The sequence below is a fragment of the Gemmatimonas groenlandica genome (genome assembly GCF_013004105.1).
GTDB lineage: Bacteria > Gemmatimonadota > Gemmatimonadetes > Gemmatimonadales > Gemmatimonadaceae > Gemmatimonas > Gemmatimonas groenlandica.
On record NZ_CP053085.1, the window covers coordinates 3,346,968 to 3,368,828 of the forward strand.

The 21,861-nt window shown below is 66.0% G+C and carries 19 protein-coding genes and 1 tRNA gene; 10 read left to right on the forward strand and 10 right to left on the reverse strand.

Annotation, left to right across the window (positions count from 1 at the left end):
* Nucleotides 1-45: 45 nt before the first annotated feature.
* The 5 genes from HKW67_RS14205 to HKW67_RS14225 are packed head-to-tail and all read left to right on the forward strand — an operon-like array spanning nucleotide 46 to nucleotide 6,002.
* Nucleotides 46-1,665 carry a DUF885 family protein gene (locus HKW67_RS14205; RefSeq protein WP_171226008.1) on the forward strand — a complete coding sequence of 540 codons (1,620 nt, stop codon included), beginning with the start codon at nucleotides 46-48 and terminating at the stop codon, nucleotides 1,663-1,665.
* A complete protein-coding gene (locus HKW67_RS14210) occupies nucleotides 1,662-3,302 on the forward strand; it encodes a peptide ABC transporter substrate-binding protein (RefSeq protein WP_171226009.1) in 1,641 nt (546 codons plus the stop codon). The genes HKW67_RS14205 and HKW67_RS14210 overlap by 4 nt, the downstream gene beginning before the upstream one ends.
* Nucleotides 3,302-4,249: an ABC transporter permease gene (locus HKW67_RS14215; RefSeq protein ID WP_230981181.1), complete on the forward strand. Its 948-nt coding sequence runs from the start codon at nucleotides 3,302-3,304 to the stop codon at nucleotides 4,247-4,249. Before HKW67_RS14210 ends, HKW67_RS14215 begins: the two co-directional genes overlap by 1 nt.
* A complete protein-coding gene (locus tag HKW67_RS14220) occupies nucleotides 4,246-5,049 on the forward strand; it encodes an ABC transporter permease (protein ID WP_171226011.1) in 804 nt (267 codons plus the stop codon). Before HKW67_RS14215 ends, HKW67_RS14220 begins: the two co-directional genes overlap by 4 nt.
* On the forward strand, nucleotides 5,049-6,002 hold the full coding sequence (locus HKW67_RS14225) for a D-2-hydroxyacid dehydrogenase (protein WP_171226012.1): 954 nt from the start codon (nucleotides 5,049-5,051) through the stop codon (nucleotides 6,000-6,002). Before HKW67_RS14220 ends, HKW67_RS14225 begins: the two co-directional genes overlap by 1 nt.
* A gap of 27 nt (nucleotides 6,003-6,029) precedes the next feature.
* On the opposite strand, the gene HKW67_RS14230 is transcribed toward HKW67_RS14225, so the two are convergent.
* The gene (locus HKW67_RS14230) at nucleotides 6,030-6,983 is read right to left on the reverse strand and encodes a carbon-nitrogen hydrolase family protein (protein ID WP_171226013.1); all 954 of its coding nucleotides are present in this window, start codon (nucleotides 6,981-6,983) and stop codon (nucleotides 6,030-6,032) included.
* Between HKW67_RS14230 and HKW67_RS14235 the strand changes: the two genes are divergently transcribed.
* Nucleotides 6,982-8,133 carry a transporter gene (locus HKW67_RS14235; RefSeq protein WP_171226014.1) on the forward strand — a complete coding sequence of 384 codons (1,152 nt, stop codon included), beginning with the start codon at nucleotides 6,982-6,984 and terminating at the stop codon, nucleotides 8,131-8,133. The genes HKW67_RS14230 and HKW67_RS14235 overlap by 2 nt on opposite strands.
* On the opposite strand, the gene HKW67_RS14240 is transcribed toward HKW67_RS14235, so the two are convergent.
* The 8 genes from HKW67_RS14240 to HKW67_RS14275 form a co-directional block, all read right to left on the reverse strand.
* Complete coding sequence (locus HKW67_RS14240) at nucleotides 8,117-9,697, reverse strand: Na+/H+ antiporter (protein ID WP_171226015.1); 1,581 nt, start codon at nucleotides 9,695-9,697, stop codon at nucleotides 8,117-8,119. The two genes, HKW67_RS14235 and HKW67_RS14240, sit on opposite strands and share 17 nt — an antisense overlap.
* Nucleotides 9,698-9,714: 17 nt before the next feature.
* Nucleotides 9,715-10,890 carry a PHB depolymerase family esterase gene (locus tag HKW67_RS14245; RefSeq protein WP_171226016.1) on the reverse strand — a complete coding sequence of 392 codons (1,176 nt, stop codon included), beginning with the start codon at nucleotides 10,888-10,890 and terminating at the stop codon, nucleotides 9,715-9,717.
* On the reverse strand, nucleotides 10,887-11,804 hold the full coding sequence (gene cysK / locus HKW67_RS14250) for a cysteine synthase A (protein WP_171226017.1): 918 nt from the start codon (nucleotides 11,802-11,804) through the stop codon (nucleotides 10,887-10,889). The genes HKW67_RS14245 and cysK overlap by 4 nt, the downstream gene beginning before the upstream one ends.
* A gap of 67 nt (nucleotides 11,805-11,871) precedes the next feature.
* Entirely contained in the window at nucleotides 11,872-12,714 is an 843-nt protein-coding gene (locus tag HKW67_RS14255; RefSeq protein ID WP_171226018.1) for a serine O-acetyltransferase, read from the reverse strand.
* Between the two features lie 10 nt (nucleotides 12,715-12,724).
* Entirely contained in the window at nucleotides 12,725-13,261 is a 537-nt protein-coding gene (locus tag HKW67_RS14260) for a class I SAM-dependent DNA methyltransferase (RefSeq protein WP_171226019.1), read from the reverse strand.
* Between the two features lie 56 nt (nucleotides 13,262-13,317).
* Entirely contained in the window at nucleotides 13,318-15,423 is a 2,106-nt protein-coding gene (locus tag HKW67_RS14265) for a hypothetical protein (RefSeq protein ID WP_171226020.1), read from the reverse strand.
* Between the two features lie 102 nt (nucleotides 15,424-15,525).
* The gene (locus HKW67_RS14270; protein ID WP_171226021.1) at nucleotides 15,526-16,047 is read right to left on the reverse strand and encodes a hypothetical protein; all 522 of its coding nucleotides are present in this window, start codon (nucleotides 16,045-16,047) and stop codon (nucleotides 15,526-15,528) included.
* On the reverse strand, nucleotides 16,044-17,600 hold the full coding sequence (locus HKW67_RS14275; protein ID WP_171226022.1) for a S41 family peptidase: 1,557 nt from the start codon (nucleotides 17,598-17,600) through the stop codon (nucleotides 16,044-16,046). Before HKW67_RS14275 ends, HKW67_RS14270 begins: the two co-directional genes overlap by 4 nt.
* 208 nt (nucleotides 17,601-17,808) lie before the next feature.
* Between HKW67_RS14275 and HKW67_RS14280 the strand changes: the two genes are divergently transcribed.
* From HKW67_RS14280 to HKW67_RS14290, 3 genes are all read left to right on the forward strand, one after another.
* Nucleotides 17,809-18,678, forward strand: a complete 870-nt coding sequence (locus HKW67_RS14280) for an HAD hydrolase family protein (protein WP_171226023.1) — start codon at nucleotides 17,809-17,811, stop codon at nucleotides 18,676-18,678.
* A gap of 68 nt (nucleotides 18,679-18,746) precedes the next feature.
* A complete protein-coding gene (locus HKW67_RS14285) occupies nucleotides 18,747-19,811 on the forward strand; it encodes a glycosyltransferase family 2 protein (RefSeq protein WP_171226024.1) in 1,065 nt (354 codons plus the stop codon).
* Between the two features lie 245 nt (nucleotides 19,812-20,056).
* Nucleotides 20,057-21,037 carry a hypothetical protein gene (locus HKW67_RS14290; protein WP_171226025.1) on the forward strand — a complete coding sequence of 327 codons (981 nt, stop codon included), beginning with the start codon at nucleotides 20,057-20,059 and terminating at the stop codon, nucleotides 21,035-21,037.
* 118 nt (nucleotides 21,038-21,155) lie between these two features.
* On the opposite strand, the gene HKW67_RS14295 is transcribed toward HKW67_RS14290, so the two are convergent.
* Nucleotides 21,156-21,226, reverse strand: a tRNA-Cys gene (locus HKW67_RS14295).
* A 125-nt stretch (nucleotides 21,227-21,351) separates the two neighbouring features.
* On the opposite strand from HKW67_RS14295, the gene HKW67_RS14300 reads away from it, so the two are divergent.
* Nucleotides 21,352-21,828 (forward strand): MarR family winged helix-turn-helix transcriptional regulator, encoded by a 477-nt coding sequence (locus HKW67_RS14300; RefSeq protein ID WP_171226026.1) that lies wholly within the window; start codon nucleotides 21,352-21,354, stop codon nucleotides 21,826-21,828.
* Nucleotides 21,829-21,861: the final 33 nt, after the last annotated feature.

Here is a 21,861-nt window from a genome sequence, read left to right on the forward strand (position 1 = left end):
GTCGCACTCGATCGTTTTCTCTCGCACTACTTCGAGCGACACCCTGTGAACGCTACGTTCACCGGGCTGCACACGCATGACCATCGTCTCCCCGATTGGTCGCGCGATGCGCGAGACACCGAAGTGGCCGAGCTGGCCGAGCTGCACGACGCACTCTTCAGCACGTCACCGCGCCGCGGCGACAACGCCCTCGCCACCGATATCGATGCCGTCGACGCCGAGTTGGCGCGCGCCAACATCGACGTCCGCATTCTCGAGACGCAGAGCCGTTTCTTCCACGACCGGAATCCCGTGCTCTGGACCGGCGAGGCGATCTTCAGCGTCGTATCGCTGTTGCTGCGTCCCACGCACCCGATCTCGTCCTGCACCACGGCGATCACGGCACGACTCCGCGCGATCCCGGCGTTCCTTGGCGCAATGCAGACGGCGCTCACCGAGCCGGTACCCGCGATCTGGATCGATCGTGCCACCCGTGAGGCGCGCGTATTCGCCGGATTTCTGCGGGGGCAGTTGCGCCTCTGGTGCGACGAGCACCAGATCGACAGTGTGGAGCGTCAGTCGATCGCCGCGGCAGCGGCGGATGCGGCGCAGGCCTTCGACGGTGCGGCACATTGGCTCTTCCTGTTGCCGCACGATGTGCATTCTGGCTACGCGATCGGCGTCGAGGCATACGACATTCTGTTGCGGCGCGGGCATTTCTGTGCGCAGTCGTCTGCCGAGTTGCTGCAGCGCGTGATGGGGGAGATGCCCGCGGCCCAGACGCGCTTCCACGCGCTCGCTACCGAGGTCGCCGGTTCGCCCGAAGCACTCGGCGCGAAGCTGGCCGACGATCGCCCCGCCGAAGCCGACTATCTCGCCACCTTCACGTCGCAATTCGAAGCGTGCCGGGAGCTCGCCCTGAAGCACGACCAGGTAAGCTGGCCCGATTGGCCACTGCGCTACGTGCCCATTCCCGTGTGGGCACGCGACATCGCGCCACAACTGTATTTCCTGTTCTATCGCTCGCCGGCGCCGTACGAACCCCGCCCCGAGCACCTGTACCTGGTAACCCCTGTCGACGACACCATCGCCCCCGACGAGCGGGAGCGCCGACTGAAAGCATGGAACCACAGCACGATCACGCTCAATCACGTCGTGCATCACGGCGCGCTCGGCCACCATGTACAGAACGGCCACGCCACGCATCGATCGCACTCGCGCATCGGCAAGATTGCCGCCGTCGACTGCGCGAGTCGTATCGGAATGTTCCTGGGTGGATCCATGGCCGAGGGCTGGGCGTGCTATGCCACCGAACTCGCCGACGAACTCGGATTTCTTACCCCGCTCGAGCGAGCCGCGGAACAGCAGAGTCGTGTGCGTATGCTGGCGCGCGCGATCGTCGACATCCGGTTGCACACGGGTGGATTCACCTTCGCAGAAGCCGTGGCGTACTACGTGCAGGAAGTGGGCATGCCGGAAGCTGCGGCCGTGGGCGAAGCGACCAAGAACTCGATGTTCCCCTGCACCGCGGTGATGTACTGGCTCGGCACGCAGGGCATTCTCGATCTGCGGGACACCTTGCGCGAGCGAGCAGACTATTCGCCGCGGCACTTTCATGATGCGCTGTTGAGCCGGGGAGCTATTCCCGTGGCGCTCGCCGCGCGACTTCTTACGGCAACTCCATGATGCGTTGGTCGGTACGCCTGTCCCGTCGGTCAGCTCGATCCTCGGCGCTTGGCGTCGCGGCCGCACTCTGTGCGTCACTCGCGGCCTGCGGCGGTGAGACTTCCCGCAGCGGACCATCCAACGAGCTGCTCATTGTGGGCTACGACCGTGAGCCTGATACGATGAACCGTTACGCCACGCATATCCTCGAAGACATCGAGTCATGCGTGGTAGAGGGACTCGTCACCAACGACGAGGAGATGAAGATCATTCCCGTGCTGGCCTCCGAGATCCCGACCACGGAGAACGGCGGCGTGATCGTGCGCCCGGACGGCGGCATGGATGTCACGTGGAAATTGCGCCCCGGCGTGAAGTGGCACGACGGCGTGTCGCACACATCGGCCGACGTGAAGTTCACGGTCGATGCCATCAACAAAGGCGACTGGAAGCCGGAAAGCGTCGACGGATTCGATCGCATCTCGTCGGTCGATACGCCCGACTCGCTCACGGCGATCGTGCACTACAAGGAAGTGTACGCGCACTATCAGCTGCAGTTCGTGCGCGGTACGCTGCCGCAGCATGTGCTCGAAGGGCGTGATCTCAACACGGCCAACGACTACAACCGCGCGCCGCTCGGTACCGGCCCGTACAAGGTCAAGGAGTGGAAGACGGGCGAGTACATTCTGCTCGAACGCGCCGAAGGCTATTGGCGCGGCGCCGCGTCTCCCAAGATCAAGCAGCTGCTCTTCCGCTTTCTCACCAACACCACCACACGCATCAACCTCCTCAAGTCGGGCGAGGTGCACATGGTGGCGCTGGTGGCATGGGACAAGGTGCGCGAACTGGAGCCCATCGCGTCGCTTCGGATGAACCGCGTGGTCGGCAACGGCTACGAACACGTGACGCTCAACCAGAGGCACTTCGCACCCTTCGCCGACGTCAAGGTGCGGCAGGCGCTGGCCCACGCGGTGAATCGTGATCTACTGGTGCGCACGATTCTCGATGGACAGGTAGAAGTGGTGAACGGTCCCATCCAGCCGCTTTCCGCCGCCTACGAGCCCAAGGTGCCCACGTACGGTTTCGATCCGGAGCGCGCACGCACGCTGCTCACCGAGGCGGGATGGGTGCCCGGTGCCGACGGCATTCGTATGAAGGACGGCAAGCGACTCGCGTTCACGCTGATCACGCAGTCGGGTTTTGCGATCCGCGAGAATGTGTCGCAAGCGTTGCAGCAGGCGTTTCGCGACGTCGGCGCCGAGATGACGGTGAAGCTGCTCGACGGCACCACCATCAGCAGTGTGTGGTTCACGGGTGACTTCGACGCCATGCTGCACTGGTGGCAGATGGGTGCCGACCCGGAGCTCACGCTCTTCTTTGCCGGCGACCGCATGCCGCCGGCCGGTCGCAACATCAACTACGTCAACGACACCGAGCTCTCGTCGCTGCTGTACCGCTCCGACCGCACCGCCGATGTCGCGCAGCGTAACGAGCTGCTGCGTGAAGCGCAGCGCCGGATCGCGGCGCTCGCCCCGGAGATCGTGCTGTACAATACCGCCAAGGTGGATGCCGTACCGAAGTCGCTGAAGGGCTTCACCGGCAATCCGACCAACGCCGGCCCGTTCTGGAACGTGCACCAGTGGGAGATCGGCACGCCGTGATGCGTGGCATGATCGTGCGGCGGGTGCTGCAGAGCGTTCCGCTGCTGGTCCTCATCTCGGTGCTGGTGTTCGCACTGCTGCAGGCGGTACCCGGTGGTCCGCTCGCGGCGTATCTCGAGAATCCAAATGTGCGGCCGCAGGACATCGAACGCCTGCGAGTCGCGATGGGGCTCGATCGTCCGCTGGCGGCGCAGTACGTCTCGTGGCTTTCGGCATTCGTGCGCGGCGACTGGGGCTACAGCTTCGCCGACGGCCGTCCCGTGCTCGTGCGCGTGTTCGAGCGCGTGCCGGCCACCCTCGAACTCGTAGGCGCGAGCACGCTGCTCGCGCTCTGTCTCGCGCTTCCAGTCGGCGTGCTGGCGTCGGTGCATCGCCTGTTCGATCGCATTACGTCATTCGGTGCCGTCGCGGGCATCTCACTGCCGGTGTTCTGGTTCGGCCTGCTCTTGCAGCTGGTCTTCGCGATCACGCTGGGTTGGTTACCGTCGTCGGGGCGCGCGTCATTCGGCGCGAGTTCGTTCGCCGATCGCCTCGCGCATTTGGTGCTTCCGGTCGTCGTGTTGGCCGCTGTGCAGGCCGCGGCGTGGTCGCGCTATCTGCGGCGGGCCATGCGCGAAACGATTGGCCGGCCGTTCATGAATGCGGCGCGGGTGCGCGGCGTCTCCGAGCGCGGCGTGCTGTTGCGTCATGCGCTGCCCAATGCGCTCGGCCCGTTCATTACCGTCGTGCTGCTCGACGCCGCGATGATGGCATCGGGTGCCGTTGTCACTGAGAGCGTGTTCGCCTGGCCCGGGGTGGGCAGCCTGTTTACCGAGTCGCTCGTGAAGCGCGACTACCCCGTCCTGATGGCGTTCCTCATGTGCGGCGCGATCGCCGTGATGGTGCTCAATCTGCTGGCCGATATCGCGGTGCGTAGCATCGACCCGCGCACGAGGGGCACCGCATGAGGGCGGGACCGCGGGGCGGTCTGCTCTTTCTCGCGACGCTTGTCGTGGCGTCGTTGCTGGCCCCCTATCTCGCGCCGTTTGCCGCCGATGCCCTCGATCTGGCCAACCGACGCGCGGCGCCCTCGTTGGCACACTGGTTCGGCACCGATGAACTCGGCCGCGACGTGCTCACTCGCGTGCTGGTGGGCGCTCGCGTCTCGCTCGCTATCGGCGTGCTCTCGGCACTCATGAGCGCAGCGATCGGCGTCGCCGTCGGCGCGGTGGCCGGATACGCCGGTCGCTGGGTCGACGACGTGCTCATGCGCGCTACCGATGCGATGCTCGCCATTCCGCGTCTACCACTGCTGATGCTCGGCGCAGCCGTACTGCAGCCCGGTGTGCCGATGCTGATCCTGCTGGTCGCCGCCGCCGGCTGGATGGAAACGGCACGGGTCGTCCGCGCGGAAGTGCAGTCGTTGTCGTCGCTCGATTTCGTGCAGGCCGCGCGGGCGATCGGGGCGAATCCGGTCGGCGTGATCGTACGCCATATCGTTCCCGGCATCATTCCCGCAGCGACGGTTGCCACGACACTCGCCATCGGTCGCGGCATCCTGCTGGAGAGCACGATGAGCTTCTTCGGCGTCGGCGTGCAGCCTCCGACGGCCAGCTGGGGCAACATGTTGTATCAGGCGCAAACCGCGATGACCAGCGAGCCCTGGCTCGCGATCTTCCCCGGCCTGTTCATCTTTGCCACGGTGCTCGCCTGCAATGCGGTCGGCGACGCCATCGGTTCGTCTCCTACTCAACGCCGGGCCACCTGATGACCTTCCCGCTTCCATTCGCTCCGCGTCGCATCGCCATCGGCGCCAACGCGCATGTGGGCATCGCCGAGTCGATTCGTGCGCGTCGTCCCGACCTCGAACTGCGTGGCAAGGTGTTCACCGAGATCACGGCCGATGACCTCGAGTGGGCGGAGGCGTACATCGGCTTCAAGCGGCCGCCGTCGGTCTCGGATATGGGCAACGTGCGCTGGATCCAGTGCACCGGTGCCGGCGTCGATTCGTGGATGGCGTCCGATCTCGATCCACGCATCCTGCTCACGCGCAGTCCCGAATCGTTCGGTCCGATGATCGCCGAGTGGGCGGTGTCGCGCATCTTCGCGATACAGCTGCAGGTGCTGGAGTTGGCCGCAGCGCAGCGCGAGCGGCGCTGGGCGCCACGTGACATCGCGCGGGTGGCGGGTACGCGCGCGCTCGTCGTCGGTACGGGCGACATCGGCCGCGCGATCGCGTCCTCGTTACAGGCGCTGGGCGTGCATGTGACCGGCGTCTCGCGCAGCGGCGCGGCCAGCAGCCCGGCGTTCAGTGCGGTACACGCGTCGAGTGAACTCGCCGACCTGGTGGGCAACGCCGACTGGATCGTGGTTGCCGTGCCAGACACGCCGGCCTCGCGCGGACTGATTTCCCGCGAGGTGCTGTCGCGCTGCCGGGGCGCGGTGCTCCTGAATGCGGGCCGCGGCTCCGTAGTCGAGGAAGCGGCGCTGCCCGACGCGCTCGAAAAGGGCTGGCTGCGTGGCGCCGCGCTCGATGTGTTCGCCACCGAACCACTGCCGGCCGACTCGCCGCTCTGGAGCGATCCGCGCGTCATGGTGTCGCCACACATTTCGGGCCTTACTACGATCGACGGCGCCGCGCACGGGTTTCTGGAATGCCTCGACTCCCTCGAGCGTGGTGAATTGCCGAAGTGGGTGGTCGACCGCGCGCGTGGGTACTGACGCACCAGCGCACGCGGCACACGCACCTCAGTCGCGAAGCCGCACCCCACGCTGACGCTCGCGATTCACCTCGAGCTGCAGCACATCGGGACGTCCGTAATGACCCATCGCGTCGAAGTTCTGCCGTTCTTCGCGTACACGCGTGTGGTCGATGTCGGCCGTGATGAGACGTTCCTCATGGGCCACCGGCGCCACGATCCACTGGGCGTCAGGACCGGCGATACACGATCCGCCTTCCCCCATCACCTCCGGCAGCACGCGCTGCAGCAATGCGAAGTGCGGCGTATGCTCGGGCACCTGATCACGCCGCAGCAGCCCTGATACCGACATCACGTACGAGCGTCCCTCGCGCGCCATGAAGCGGGTGATGTCCTCCGTGTTGCGCACGCTGCCGGGCCAGATGGCGACGTGGAGATCTTCTCCCTGCCCGTACAGGCTCGCCCGTGCCAACGGCATCCAGTTCTCCCAGCAGTTCAGCGCCCCCAGCGTGAACGCGCCCACGCGGTGCGTGCGCAGACCGTGTCCGTCACCCGGCGCCCAACTCAGCCGCTCCTCGTATGTCGGCATGAGCTTCCGATGCACATTCACGATCGTACCCGCCGCGTCGATCGTGACGAGGCTGGCGTAGACACTATGTCCGCCTCGGTCGAGCGGGCGCTCGATGACACCGAGCACGACCGTGATGCTCCGGTCTCGGATGGCCGCGCACACCTCGTCCAAGTGTCCGGCTTCGATCTGGACGGCCTGATCGAGATAATGGGCGTGCAACGACTTCTGTACGGCCGCGTCGAAACGGGCTCCGTCGGTCCACTCGATCCACCACGGATAACCTGGGACGAACGCCTCCGGGAAGACGAGGAGCTGCACACCGTCGTCGGCGGCGCCGTGAATCGCCGAGATCACTTTCGCGAGCGTGCGGTTGCGATCGAGCCAGACCGGCGCCATCTGGGCGCCGGCGATACGGAGGGTATCAGCAGTCATGCCCAACGATACCACGCGCCACACGGTCGGCAATACGATATCTTCGGGTGGTGAACGCCCCGTGAACTTCAACCCGATCGCCGTGACTACTCCGACCGCCGGCACGTTCGACGATACCGACGTGGGCAGCGCGACGCCGACGACCGCGCCGACCGCCACGACCGCACCGACCGCGCCACCAGCATCGGGCGATGACCTTGGCTTCGGCCGCGTGGTGGCGCAGCGTTCACGTGGTCGCCTGTTCAATCGGGACGGCACCTCCACGTCCAGCAAGTACGGGTTGCGCGCGCAGCGCACCGAGCGCCTGTATCTCGCCGCGCTTCAGGCGCCGTGGGCCGTGTTCGTGTTGTGGGTGTTCGGCGGAGTCCTGCTGCTGAATGGACTCTTCGCACTCGCTTACGCCGCGCTGCCGGCCGGGGCGCTCGTAGGGAGCGAGGTGCTCGGTATGGCCGACCCCTTCCTGCGGGCCTTCGTATTCAGTACGGGGATTTTCACGACCACCGGAACGGGCCCCATCCACGCCGTGGGAATCACCGCCAACTGGGTCGTGGTGATCGAGTCGTTGGCCGGTCCGCTGGTGCTGGTGCTCGCCGGTGGCCTGCTGCTGGCTCGACTCATCCGGCCTCGGGCGCAGCTGCGCTTCAGTGAATCCGCCGTGGTGGGGCCGTACGACGGCGGACGCGGACTGATGTTCCGGTTCGTGAATGAGCTCCCGAGCCAGCTCACCGATGTGCGCGCCGATGTGAGTCTCTCGCTGTACGAGATGCTCGACGGAAAGCGCGAGCGCAATTTCCATCAGCTTGCACTGGAGCGCAGCCAGGTCGCGGTCTTCCCGCTGCATTGGACCGTCGTGCATCCGATCACGGCCGACAGTCCGCTGCACGGCTTCACACCGCAGCAGCTGCGCGAATCGGAAGCGGAACTGCTCATCCTGATCACGGCGCACGAGGAGACGTTCTCCACGCACGTGTCCGTACGCGCGTCATACTACTGGGACGACATCACCTGGGACGCCAAGTTCGCCGATATCTTCGCGCAGTCGGCAGGAGAATCGATCGCGATCGATGTCGAGCGCCTCGATCGGCTCGACCGGCTCCCCGAAGGAACCACCAGCGTGCCCGCTCCCGCGGAGCTTACGAAGAAGGGCTGAGGCGCAACGTATCGAGGTCGATCTCCGACTCGAGTGTGCGCAGCACTTCGTCGGAGATCGCGCCTTCGTTGCGGAGACGAAGCAGCATCCGTCGTTCGGCGTCCAACATGCGCGAGCGTAAACGCGACCGGCTGCCGTGATTGGCGTGACTGGTGTGACTGGCGTTCTTGTGCCGGTGCTGGCGGTCGCGTAGCTCCGTGCGGAGCCACTCCACATCGGCGGGATCGGCCCACGGCTCGCGGGATGCGTCGTCCAACGCCTCGGCCGCGCGGCGGAGCGCTTCCTGTCGCGCGACCTGTTCCTCTTCGTGGTGCGCGGCCTCCGGCACGAACTTGAAGGCGCGAATGATCGGCGCCAGCGACAGCCCCTGCACCACCAGCGTGACCAGAATGAGGCACATCGTCATGATGATCACCTCGTCGCGGTACGGGAATCGTGCGCCGTTGTCGAGTGTGAGCGGCAACGCGAACGCGGTGGCCAGCGACACGATGCCACGCATGCTCGTCCACGACACCAGAAACATCGACTTCCAACTGCCGGCGGTCGACGTCACCACGCGACCGCGACGCAGCGATTCCCGGCAGATGGTGGTGACCGGCACCCAGATCAGGCGGACCACCATGACCGCGACGCCCAGCAGCACTCCGTACTTCACGGCACCGTCGAAGGCGGCCACACCGGATTTCTGCATGAGCTCCGCGAACTGCAGCCCCAGCAAAATGAAGATCAGCGCGTTGAGCGTGAACACCAGCAGGTCCCAGACCGCGCGCGATTGAATGCGCGAGCGCGGCCCGACTGCCGTGGATAGATGCTGACGCGCGTAGAGTCCGCCGGCGACGCAGGCCAGCACGGCCGACACATGCAGCGTTTCGGCAAGCATCCAGGCGGCGTACGGCGCGGCCAACGTGAGAACCGTTTCCGCCAGTTCGTCGCGCGTTCGACGTGCCACCACAATCATGAGCCAGCCAACGGCCAGCCCGACCAGCACACCCACACCGGCATCGAGGAAGAAGCGCACCAGCGCTTCACCGAAGCTGAACGCGCCGGTGACCGCCGCCGCCACCGCCGTGCGATACAGCACCAGTGCCGACGCATCGTTCACGAGGCTCTCGCCTTCGAGAATCACGATCACGCGACCCGGCACCGGCAAGCGCGACACCACCGCCGTGGCCGCCACGGCATCGGGCGGTGACACGATGGCGCCGAGGGCGACGGCGACCGCCCACGGCATATCGGGAATGAACATCCGGATGAGCACCGCGACGACGGCCGTCGTCGCGAGCACCAGTCCGACGGCCAAGCCACCGATGGCCCGCCGGTTCGCCGTGAACTCGCGGAACGACGTGAAGAACGCCGCGGCCCACAGAATCGGCGGCAGGAACACGAAGAACACCACGTCGGGATCGAGCGTCGGCATCTCGACGCCGGGCACGAATCCCACCGCGAGTCCGGCCAGCACCTGCAGCAACGGCGCGGGGATCGGCAAGCGACGACCGAACGCCGTGAGTGCCACCACCAAGGTGGCGAACGCCAACCCGAACAGAATCGGAGAAAAGTGCGGCACAGTAGTTGGTGGTTCGCTTATCGCGTGTGCGACACAAGCCACGGCACGGCGCGCCGCACACCGTTCCCCACCATCAGCAGATGGCCTTCGTGGCGGAACAGCTCATACGTGGCACCGGGCGTTGCCTTGGCGGCCGCTTCCACTCGCGCGGCGGGAATGATGCCGTCGAGTTCCGCACCGACGAACAGCGACGGCGGGGCATTCGCCACCGTGATCGGACTGCCTCCCGCCAGCATGGCGACCGCGGCGAACTGGGCCGGACGCGCCTGCGCGAGCCGCGCGGCAGCGCCAGCGCCCATCGAGTGGCCGATCAGGTACACGCGCGAACTGTCGATGCGGAATTCGTTGCGCAACAGCACCATCAAGGCATCGAAGTGTTCCGGCGTTGCACCGAAGACATCGGTTTTCGGCGACACCAGAATCAGCCGCTGTTCGGCCGCGAGCTTTGTCGCGATGCCGCTGCCGTACGCATCGACGAACATGTTTTCATCGCCACCGGCGCCGTGCAACACCAGCAGTACACCCACCGGCTTACGCACGTTCGCCGAGGGCGGCACCACGATGCGCATGGGCACCAGGGTGTTGTTCGCGCCGCGGTAGACGCGCCAGAAATCGCCAACTAAACCGATGTACGGATCACGTCCGCGTTCCAGCACGCTCACTTCGCGTGCCAGATCGCGAGATAACCGCACGGGGTCGTTCAGAAACTCGGCGCTGCGCTCGGGCGATGGCACATCGACCAGCAGCTTGGCCCGCTCACGCGTGGAGAGCAGTGCTTGCGCCAGTGGCCCGGTGCTGTCCACCACGGCGAGCCGCGCCAGATACTCCTCGCGCGCTGCACTCACCGGCGCGCCATTCAGCGAGCGCGGGCCCGCTGGCGGCGCGGGAGGAACGGAGGCCGCGCCGGTGAGCTGCGCGGCAGCGGCGTCGATCGTGCCGACGGCCGCCGCAAACTGCCCGCTGAAGAAACTCAATGCCGCGCGGTCGACGGTGCGATTCACCTGGGCGCGCACGCTGTCGGGCAGGGTCTTCGCGTTCTCCCGCTGCGTGTACGCGGCATCGACTCGCATATACGCGGCGGCGAGATCGGCGCGCGTGACCTTCGCGGCCGTCGCGGTCGCAGGCGCCTGCGCCCCGACGAGCGCCGGCGCACAGATCGCAACGGCAGCAACCGACCGGACAAGACGGCTCACGCCGGGAACAGTCCGTCGATCGAGAGATAGCGTTCGCCGGTGTCGTAGCAGAACGTGAGCACGCGGGCACCGTCGATCATGTCGGGAATCTTTTGCGCCACCGCCGCCAGCGATGCACCACTCGAGATGCCGACCAGAATCCCTTCCTCGCACGCGGAGCGCTGCGTGTACTCGAACGCCGCTTCTTCCGTGACCTGAATGGCGCCGTCCAGCGTGTCGCGATGCAGGTTGTCGGGAATGAAGCCCGGCCCCACGCCCTGAATGCGATGCGGCCCCGGCGCTCCGCCACTGATCACCGCCGACTTCGCCGGTTCCACCGCGAACGTCTTCATCGCCGGCCAATGCTGCTTCAGCACTTCGCTGCACGCGGTGATGTGACCGCCGGTGCCCACGCCCGTAATAAGATAGTCCACGCCGTCGGGGAAATCGGCGAGAATTTCTCGGGCCGTGGTCAGCGCGTGCGCGCGGATGTTCGCTTCGTTGGCGAACTGGTTCGGCATCCACGCGTTCGGCGTGCTCGCCACCAGTTCGTTGGCGCGCTCGATCGCGCCCTTCATTCCCTTCTCGCGTGGCGTCAGGTCGAACGTCGCGCCGTACGCCGCCATCAGCTTGCGACGTTCAATCGACATCGACTCCGGCATGACCAGCACCAGCTTGTAGCCCTTCACCGCCGCGACCATTGCCAGTCCGATGCCGGTGTTCCCCGACGTCGGTTCGATGATCACGCTGTCCTTCGTCAGCACACCACGCTGCTCGGCGTCTTCGATCATCGCCAAGGCAATACGATCCTTGATGCTGCCGCCCGGATTCGCGCGCTCGAGTTTCATCCAGACTTCGACGCGCGGATCGAACAAGCGATGCAGGCGCACGTGCGGCGTGTGGCCGATGGTGTCGAGAATCGAGGAGACGCGCATGGTCGGTAAGGTCGGAGTGAGTGAACGGTGCTGTTGCGGAGTGCGGGTCCTGAGTGCTCGCGGCGTGCTAGATATGAAACTCGAGTCCGTCGTCGGTCGGGCGCTGTTCCACCCGACTCGAGAACTGCACCACTGACCGCGGTGGTACCGACGACGTCATCCACACGTTGCCGCCGATGATCGATCCGTCGCCGATCTTGGTGGTCCCGCCGAGAATCGTCGCATTGGCATACACGACGACATCGTTGCCGAGCGTGGGATGCCGCTTCTGGTTCGCCAGCTTCTTGCTCACGGCATGCGCACCGAGGGTCACGCCCTGATACAGTCGCACGCGATCGCCGATGATGCTCGTTTCACCGATCACAACGCCCGTGCCGTGATCGATGGCGAAGCTCGCCCCCAGCACAGCGCCCGGATGAATGTCGATGCCGGTTTCCCCATGCGACCATTCGGACAGCAACCGCGGAAAGACGGGGACGCCCAACCGATACAGCTCATGCGCCACGCGATGCACCGCCGTGGCGAGAAATCCCGGATAGGCAACGATCACTTCTTCCAGACTCTCGGCCGCCGGGTCACCCGATAGAATCGCCTCGGCATCGAGTTGCAGCGACGCGCGCACATCCGGCAACCGGTCCAGGAACGTCGCGACCACCTGCTCGACGTCGCTCACGATCGGCGTGATTGCCGCGCGCAACAGCGCCTCGACATGCGCCGCTTCCTCGTCGACTCCTGCTTCGCCAAGTCGCGACGGATGCGCGAACTGCGGAAAAAGCAGCGCCAACACACGACCGGCGAACTCCTCCGCCAGCGCCCGCAGCGGACGCGGGGCATCGCACGCGCGGCGTTCGGCGCGCAGCTCCTCGAGAAACGTCGACCAGCGCGTCGGCGCGGCAATCCGATCAGTCATGCTGCAGAATCTACAGCCGTTCCAGCGAAGAGACCCGGTATTGCTCGGCCTCCGCCACGTAGCACTGCATGCCGACGGGAACCAGGCCGGCCCGCTGTATGAGCCGGCGATACCAGGACGCCGACTGGGGCGGCGGCCAGTCGGTGTCCCCCTCGAAGTGATCGTCCTTCGTGAACAGCTCCAGGTAGGCCATCCCACCCGTGCGCGCTGCCACGTGCGTGATGCCGCTGGTCAGCTGATCCACCGACAGATAGTTCAGCATGCCGCAGCACACGACCAGATCGTACTGCTCGCGCAGGTCGAGGGAGCCAAGATCCTCGATGCCACCCTGCTGCAGATTCCGTCGTGCGCCGAACTTGGCCACGGCATAGGCACTGGGATCGACCCCGTGATACGCGACTCGGGGACGAAGTGCCCGCAGCGCCGGATACCAGTTGCCCTCGCCGCAGCCCACGTCGAGCACCGTGCGCACGCGCCGCCCCAGCACCCACTCGGCCGTGTGCAGCACGAACGACACCTGACGGGCCAGCTCGGCCGCCGTCTTCACACGATGCGCAGGGTGCCGGTACCACTTGTCGAAGTATGCGGCGTCGTAGCGTTCGCTCAGAGAATCCCCCAGAAGCCGCGGTCAATGTCGATGGCAAAGCGCCACTGTCCGTCACGAAGTCCGCGGGCCACGTCGGCCCGCACCAGGTCGTAGAAGAACAGCATGCCCATGCCCGCCGAGGGCCGCAGCGCCGCCGTGGTGGGACGATCGGGCGTCCCGCGAGACGTGGCCAGCAGCTGCACAAACGGCGCGAGCGTCACGTGCGGCGGTGACTTCCCCCATCGCTTCAGTGGAATCGACGGCGCCGGAATGGGCTGCCGGAACTCGACGCGCTGCGACACCATCGCCCGCGAGGCGAAGGCGTGAAAGTCGTATCCCGGCGCTGACCATGGACCGCCAGCGAAGATCAGCCACTGTGGCGGCAAGTCACGCCCGCCGGCGACCCCGGCAAAGCTCTGCAGAAAGAGCGCGCGGTCGCCGCCCAGCGGCTTCGTGATCTGTATCAGCGCCTGCGCGCGACCCAGCACGTGTCCGCTTCCTTCGAGGGCGCCGGCACTCATCTGCAACGTCCAGTTCCCGCGGGCGCCACGCTCGTCGGCCCCCACCCAACCGCCCGTGCCCTGCACCTCCGCGCGCACGCCGGCAATCTCACGCGCGGCCAGCGTCGGTGCGAACCGCCCCGACACCGACGATGCCTGCACCGACAGCGGTCGATCGCGCTCGTACGCCAGCCGCCAGGTGAACGCGCTCGTCGGCTGCCGGCGCCACAGCACGCCGATGGCGCGCGTGTCCACCTGCGTGGTGTAATCACTACCGAACAGCGCCGCCCCCAAAGAGTTCGTCACGCCGGCCCGCTCGGCGAAGGCCAGATCACGGTAGTCACGCTCGGCGAAGAGCTGAATCAGCGGCGTGCGTCCGAATGCGGGCACCGGACCGATCGCCAGCTGGCCCTTCACCTGCTCGTCACCGAATCCGTAGCGTACCCGGCCACCCACCTGCACCCCGAGGCTACTGCGATGCGACGCGCCGATTCCGATGGCCAGTCCCTCGGTGCGTGAGAAGCGCGCGAGATCGCTGATGCCGCGCCCGGTCACCGATGCCGTCGTGGGCCGCGATAGCATCGAACTGCGAATCGCCGCCTCCGCCTGCACTCGCGCGCGCACGACCTCTTCACTGCTCGCTATCTGAATCTCCGGCGGTAGGGCATCGATCACGCGACCGGTAAACGGATACGCCTTGGCCGAATCGCGCGGTGCCGCACTCCATCGCGGCAACAGCATCGTGCTCTGCGGCAAGCGCTCATTCACGTCGTAGCCCGAGATCTCCCAGCGACCGCGCACGATACCACGCGCCGGAATGTCGAACCATGTGCTGCCACGCGACACTTCCACTTCCTGCCGACGCGGCAGCCAGTACCGCTCGCGTACCAGTCCGTTCTCGAGCGTGACCACCAGCGTCTCGATGCGCTTGTCGATGATCGCGGCGCGGGTGAACGTCATCGACAGCCGCACGACGGCGCCCGTCTCCCGATCGAGATACACCGACCCCACGGCCGCCGGCAGTGCTGCGTTCCGGGGACGGAACTTGATTTCATCGACCACGATCTCGCGACCGGGAATGCGGATGCGCAGGGCGCTGCCCATCGCGTACTCGTACTGCCTGGGCGCGACGGCGCCGAGCGGATGCGGCACGTCACGCACATCCTGGCCGTCGCCGAGTCGAATACGATCGGGCAGGTTGTCCAGCACCACGCTGTAGCGATCGCGATAGTAGCCTACATCGGCAGGTAGCAACGTGGTGTCACGGCGGCCCACGAGTCGCTGCGCGCTGCGCCCCGGTTGCCACCAGGCGATCGACAGCTGCAGCTCCTCGCTCTGCACCACCTTGGGTGGAATGATCACGCCTTCACCCAGCTGCGCCAGAAACGCCAGGAATCCGTGCGCGCTGGCCGTGTAGCTGAGCAACGTACTGTCGGCCAGCTGCACGCTGCGCCGATCGATGGCACGGCGCACGAGTGAATCGGCCAATGCGTCGCGCCACGCCTGATTTCCTCGGGCCGGTGCCGCCGACGGCGTCTGCCCCGGGGCCTGCCCCTCCACTGCACCGAGCGGCGAGGCGAGGGCGACCAGTGCAGCTGCGAGCACCGTCAACGTCGGTCGCATGGACCACAGTGGGTTCGAGGTCACGTCAGGCTTTCCATAGCGACGGGCAATGTAGCGGGAATGATGTGTGCCTGAACGTCTACCCACCCGCCTACCGCCTGTTCACCGCCGCCTCACGACTGGTTCCTCGCGCTTCACCGAGAGCAGCAACCACCCGCGGTAGCGCGCGACGGGCACGACGGCCGAGCCGCTCGACTTCGCGCGGTGAGGCATGACCACCTGGTAGCTCCATCCGTAGCGCCAAGCGGCATCTGCATTCGACGACGCGCCTGGCCGCCGCGGGGCCCGAAAGGCGCGCCGCGCAATGATGCGGGCGGATAGTGGCGTGATGGTACCCGTCGGACCGGTCAGCTGAACGACGTCATTCACCGCCAGCGCCGGTGTACCAAGCCGCACGCCGAAGTGAATGGCGTAGAGCGTGTCGGCCAAACGCCCCGCGCGGGTGGCCTCGATCCGCGGCAACGGACTTTCAGCCGCCAGCGATGCCGTGGTCGGCATGGAGTCGGCGAGCAGCTGCGAACCCTGAAAGCGCGACACCAGCCACGCATCGAGCGAACTCACCGGCTGATTCGCCTTCACCGCCAGCTGCGTGACCAAGCACAGGCACGCGGACCACCCGATCACGGCCGCATCAGCGGGAGTGACTGCGCCAGTCCTTTTCGCGAGATCGCCGCCGGAAGTATCGCGGGCAGCACGCGGGCAACTTCGGTGCCCGGCGCCACGACATCGATGCCCGCCCGCAGTGCCGCATCCTCGCGCACCGCATAGCGCAACAACGCCTCGCTCTCGCGCTCGACTTCCAGGATCCGCACCAGCGCCAAGCGCGTGCTCACCGTGACCCACTCGGCCCGCGCGAGTGGGTCTCGTGCCGATCGCGGTGCGAGCTGCGCCAGCGTCGTCCGCAATCGCGCTTCGAGTAGCGCCAGTGGCGTCGTCGACCAACCTTCGCGAAGCGCGTACATCGCCAGTGAATCGGCCGTGCGCATGACCCGCGCGGCAGCCGCTGGCTCCCATTCGTGCGGCACAGCGAACGCGTCGCGCCGAGTCGCATCATCGAGGAGCACGTCCGGGTGTAATCCACCCTTCGCCAGCGCGCCGTTCCCCGTGCGACGGTCGAGACTGATGCCCTTCGGCGTGAGCCATCGCGCGGTCGTGAGACGCACCGACAGATCCTTCGAGAGCGTCACGACGCGCTGCACGACCCCTTTCCCGTACGTCGGCGTCCCCACCAACAGCGCGCGGTTGTAGTCGTGCAACGCGGCCGCGGTTACTTCCGCCGAGCTGGCCGTACTGCCATCGACCAGCACCGTAAGCGGCAGGTTCGGCCAGCGGGAATGACGGGTGCTGTGCGGTTGCGGCGCCGCACCGCCACGACCCGCCAACGACGCGATCACCACCCCGCGCGGCAGGAAGAGCCCGGCAGACTTCACGCCTTCCTCGAACAGACCGCCCATGTTGCCGCGCAGGTCGAGCACGAGCGACGTCGCACCGCGCTGCAGCAACGACTCTACCGCGTCTTCCAGTTCATCCGCGGCGTGCGACGTGAACGTGGCCAGGCGGACATAGCCCACACTGTCGGCCAGCAGGCCTGCTTCACTCACCGCAGGCATGTGCCACGCAGTCCGACGCACGGTGAGCCGCAGAGTGTCGCCAAAGGGCGCGCGCCACAGCGTGAGAACGCTCGAGTCACCGAACGTACGCGTGCTGTCGCCGGGCTTACGCTTCCACGCCTCGCCAACCGCGACGGCATCGACCTTGAGAATGCGATCACCGGCCCGTACACCGGCGGTGAACGCCGGCGAGCCCGGCGCAACCCGCACCACGCCGGCGGCATCAGGCTCGCGACGCAGCGTCAGGCCCATCCCCTGCCCCTCGCCCAACATCGAGCCTCGATATCGCTGAAACCCCTCAGGACGCAGCAGCGCCGCGTACGGGTCCTGCAACTCGCGCAGCATCCCGGCCACCGCCCGGCGAATCAGCTCATCGCTTCCCAACGAGTCGATCGCATTCGCGCGCACGGAATCGATCGCCGTGGACAACAACTGCGCATCGGCCCATTCGTTCATCGTGCGCACCCGATGTCCGCCGTACCACGAGCCTAGCGCAAACGCACCCGCGAGCCCCGCTGCAATCAGCGGCGCCAGCCATAAGCGGGGTGTGCGACTCGAAGCGGTCATGATGACCTGGGACGGCGGGAACGTCAGCGTACCGAAGCAGACCGTTTCATACTACACGAGCCATGCCGTGATCCGTCAATCGTAGAGATTCCCGGAAATGGCGCACTTCATGCGCGCCACTGGGTATGGATGAGTACACCAACATGAATGAACATGCGAGCATGAGCACCCCCGTGTACACGGCCGCGGCGAGCGTTTGGGTAGGCGCATGAGACTCGCACGCGACCGTGCGTTGCTTATCGCCACCGATATCGATGGCACACTGCTCGATCACGACGCGCAGTTGCCCTTTCGCGCGGATGTGTGGCGGCATGAGATACAAAGGCTCGGCTCGCGCATGGCCGGATGCCGCGTGGCCTTTGCGTCGAGTCGCACGCTTGATGAGCTTTTGGTGTTGCAGCGAGCCCTCGGCGTGCAAGGACCCTGCATTGCGGAAGACGGCGCCGTCCTCGCGCGTGATGCCGACGACACGACGGATCTCCACCCAGCGCTTCCGCCGCATGACGACGTGCGCGCCTACGGACGGCGCACCATGCGCATCTGGACTCGAGCCCAGCACGCGTCGGCGTTGCGCACGGCCATGCAGGAGATGGACGCCGTGCAACGGGCCGACGCGTCACAGCTCGACCGTAAGTCATTGTCAGCGCTCGGCTTTGGTACCAACGGCGCGATTCGACGCGCGCTATATGCACGTCATCACTCGCTGCTGCTCGATCCGTCGCGTCTTTCCGGGGACGAACGACAGATCATTCTCACCATCGCTGCGGCCCGAGGGCTACAGCTGCGCCGTGGCGGGCGGTGGCTCACACTCGCCGATACGAAGGGCAAAGGAACAGCGCTCTCGCTGCTTCGGCACTTCGAGATCTCGTGCGGTGTATCACCAATCGTCGTCACGATCGGCAACGAAGAGAACGACGTTTCGTTGCTGGAGAAGGCTGACCTCGCCTTCGTCATCCGCAACCCCGGACGTGGTCCGCATCCCGCCCTGACTGCCATACCACACGCAGTGGTGCTGGACACGGAAGGACCAGGAGGATGGTTGGAAATGCTGAATCGATTACAGGTGTTGGTCCGGTGAAGCGCACGGCGGTTCCCGCCTCCCGCCGCGCTCCGGTCAGCGTTACTGCGCCGCGTTGGACCTTTACGATGCTCACCATCCCATCGCGCGTCGAGTACATCGCGCGGCTGTTGCAATCACTCGCCGCCATGCCATCGGCCGAACGCGTCGACGTGGTCGTGATCTTCAACGCGGCTACCGACGAGGAGCCGCTCGCGATCGAGCAACGCATTCGCGCCATGGCGCCCTCGTTGCCGATCCGCGTCTACGTGAATTCCAACGAACCGTCGATCGGCAGCGGTCGTCGCATGCAGCTGTCGGTGTGCCGTACACCCCTCGTCGCCTTCATCGACGACGATCTCACGGTGCACGGCGACATCATCGGCACCATCGAAGACACGCTTCGCTCCACTCCGCTCGGCATCGTGGGATTGCCGTCGTATGAAGAAGACACGGACACCCGCTTCAAGCCTCGTGATTCCACACCGTCCGTCGAAGTGAACGGGGTGCGCTACATGCCTGTGCAGGGCATGCTGGTCGCCGGGTATCGTCGTCTCTTCGCGGAAATCGGCGGCTTCAACCCGCGTCGTCTCTTCTGGGGCGAGTGGACGGAGTTCAATCTCCGCATGTGGCGAAACGGCTTTCCCACCGGCTATGTCCTCGACGGCGGCTATCTGCGGCACTGGCACAAAGCCCCCGAGTCGCCCACGCGCAACATGACCGGCCGCGAGCAGCACGTCCTCTGGGGATTGATGTGCACGGCGCTCGAGTATGACGCGGTCAGCATCAACGAAGCGACCGACGCGTTCTGGCGCTTGGCGCAGGATCGGTATCTCGCTTACTCCTTCGGCGAACAGCCCAGCCCCAAACAACTCCTGGCCAGCGTACTCGAGCTCATGCCCAAGCTCTCGCGCGAATGGCCAGCCATGCATGCCTTCGCCGAGGATGCGCGGCGACATCCGTTTCAGTTCAAGCCGTTCGAGCCGCTGTCGGAAGAGCAGGTGCGAGTTGTGCTGGCGAGCGCCCAACAGGCGATGCATGCCTATCGGCCCGAGGAGTTCTTCCTGAGCCATGACGTGCAGCAGGCACCGCGTCCGAGTTGGGTGCGGCGCATCGGACGAGCGGTATTTCGCATACCGACTGCGAGCGCGTAGCACGCTCCGGCACCGCCTGTATCGTCCTGTCGCTGCTCAGGGGATTGTCCGCGTTTTGGGACAGTCCCCGTACAGCATCAACCGCGGATCCGGACGTGTCGGCGACGCCTGAGATGAGCGAACATGTGCCGTGGTAAGCACTTGCCTCCCGCGGGCGGTGTCAGCGCGTGAACAGTCCAGCGGTGGTGTCGCGTGGCACTCCTGATGCCCTATACGGCAGTGACTATTGCTCTCTGGAGGAGCCCATGACGCTGCATCGTTCGACTTCATCTCGGGTCCGCCGCTCTGTCATCACCGTGCCGGTGATCGCCGGGCTCTTCGTCGCTGCATCGCAAGCCGGCGCCACGCCGCCCGATCGCGTGGATCGCGGCCGCGCCGATCGCGCACTCTTCACCTGGACGGGCCGCGTCGATCGCGAAGTGTTGATCGTTGTACGAGGACGCGACGTGAGCACGCGCGGCTTCGACGCCGCCCTTCCCAGCCGCACGCGGGTGAATGCCGCGCTTCCCCGCACCAATGCGAACGTCGTCGTGCAGCTCAACGACGGGCGCGGCGATGTCGATGTGATCGAGCAGCCGTCGGCCCGCAACGGGTATCAGGCCGTGCTGCGCGTGCGCGACCCGCGTGCCGGCGCCGACAATTATCGCATCACGGCGTACGTCGATGACCGTGGCTACGACGACCGCGACGGCCGGAATGGTCGCGACGACGTCTACGATCGCCGCGATGACGACCGCGGCGATAGGGGCAACAAGGACAAGGGCAACGGCGGCGGCTGGGGACGCGGCGGCCGTCGTGACGGCGAGTCGTTCCCGGGCAACGGACGGGGCAACGGCCGCGACAACAACCCCAACCGTGACGATCGCAACGACCGCGATGGTGGCTACGACGGTCGCGGTGGCAACAACGGCAGCAACCAGAACGGCGGTGCCGGCTCGTTGAACTGGAGTGGACGCGTGGACGATGTCGTGGAGATCCAGATTTCCGGCCGTCGGGTGGACGCCATCACCCGCAGCGGCGTCCGCGTCAGCGACGTGAACTCGAACATCCGCGGCGGTGGCTTGCCAAACCGGAATGTCAACCTGCGTATCGATCAGCGTGCTGGCCGCGGCAGTATCGCCGTGATTCAGCAACCGAGTTCGTGGAACGGCTACACCGCCATCATCCGGATCAACGATTCCCGGTCGGGCGCCTCGTACTACGACTTCACCGCCTACTGGGAGTAGTCGCCCCCGGTAACGCTCCCTGGTAGCGGATAATGAAAAGCGGGCGGCTCCCATAGGGAGTCGCCCGCTTCCACATACTCACAACTCAGGTCGCAGCACTCAGGACTGCAGTTCACAGAGGCGCCGGTCGGAATCGAACCGACGGTGGGAGATTTGCAGTCTCCTGCCTTACCACTTGGCGACGGCGCCGTACCCGCACTTTACAGACAGCACGGCAATGTATCGACCTCGCCCCCACAGTGGTAGCAACCAGTTCTCAGCCATGCCGAAGGTGTTGGCTTGACAATCATTGTTCAAACAGGTAACATACCTACATGAACTTTCCCGCTGCGGTTGAATTGGCCCCCAACGACGTCGTCTCGTCTAGCCCGGCGCATACGGTGCACGTGCTGCGTACCGCCGCCGCGCACGTGGAGCGAGCACTAGCGTGGGCGCTCGAGCCGTTCGGCATCACCACGGCGCAGTTCGAGCTGCTCCAGGTCATCCAGCGCCACGGGAAGAGCGGAGCCGGCTGCAGCGAGCTCGGGAAGCATCTCGCAGCGCCGGGCCCGGATGTCACTAGAATGCTCGACAGGCTCGATAGTGCCGGGTTAGTGGCGCGTAAGCGCGACGAAAAGGACCGCCGAATCATGCATACGGAGCTGACAGCGAAAGGCGAGGAATTGCTCGAGAGTGCCGCGCCGGCGGTGCAACAGGCGGAGTTGTCCGTATTCGATGGGCTCGCCGACAGCGAGCGCGCGCAGTTGGCCTTTCTGCTCCAGGGTGTTCGCCGGAACTGTCCCGGGAACTGATTTTTTCGCGTCAACGTTTGTTATAACGACATA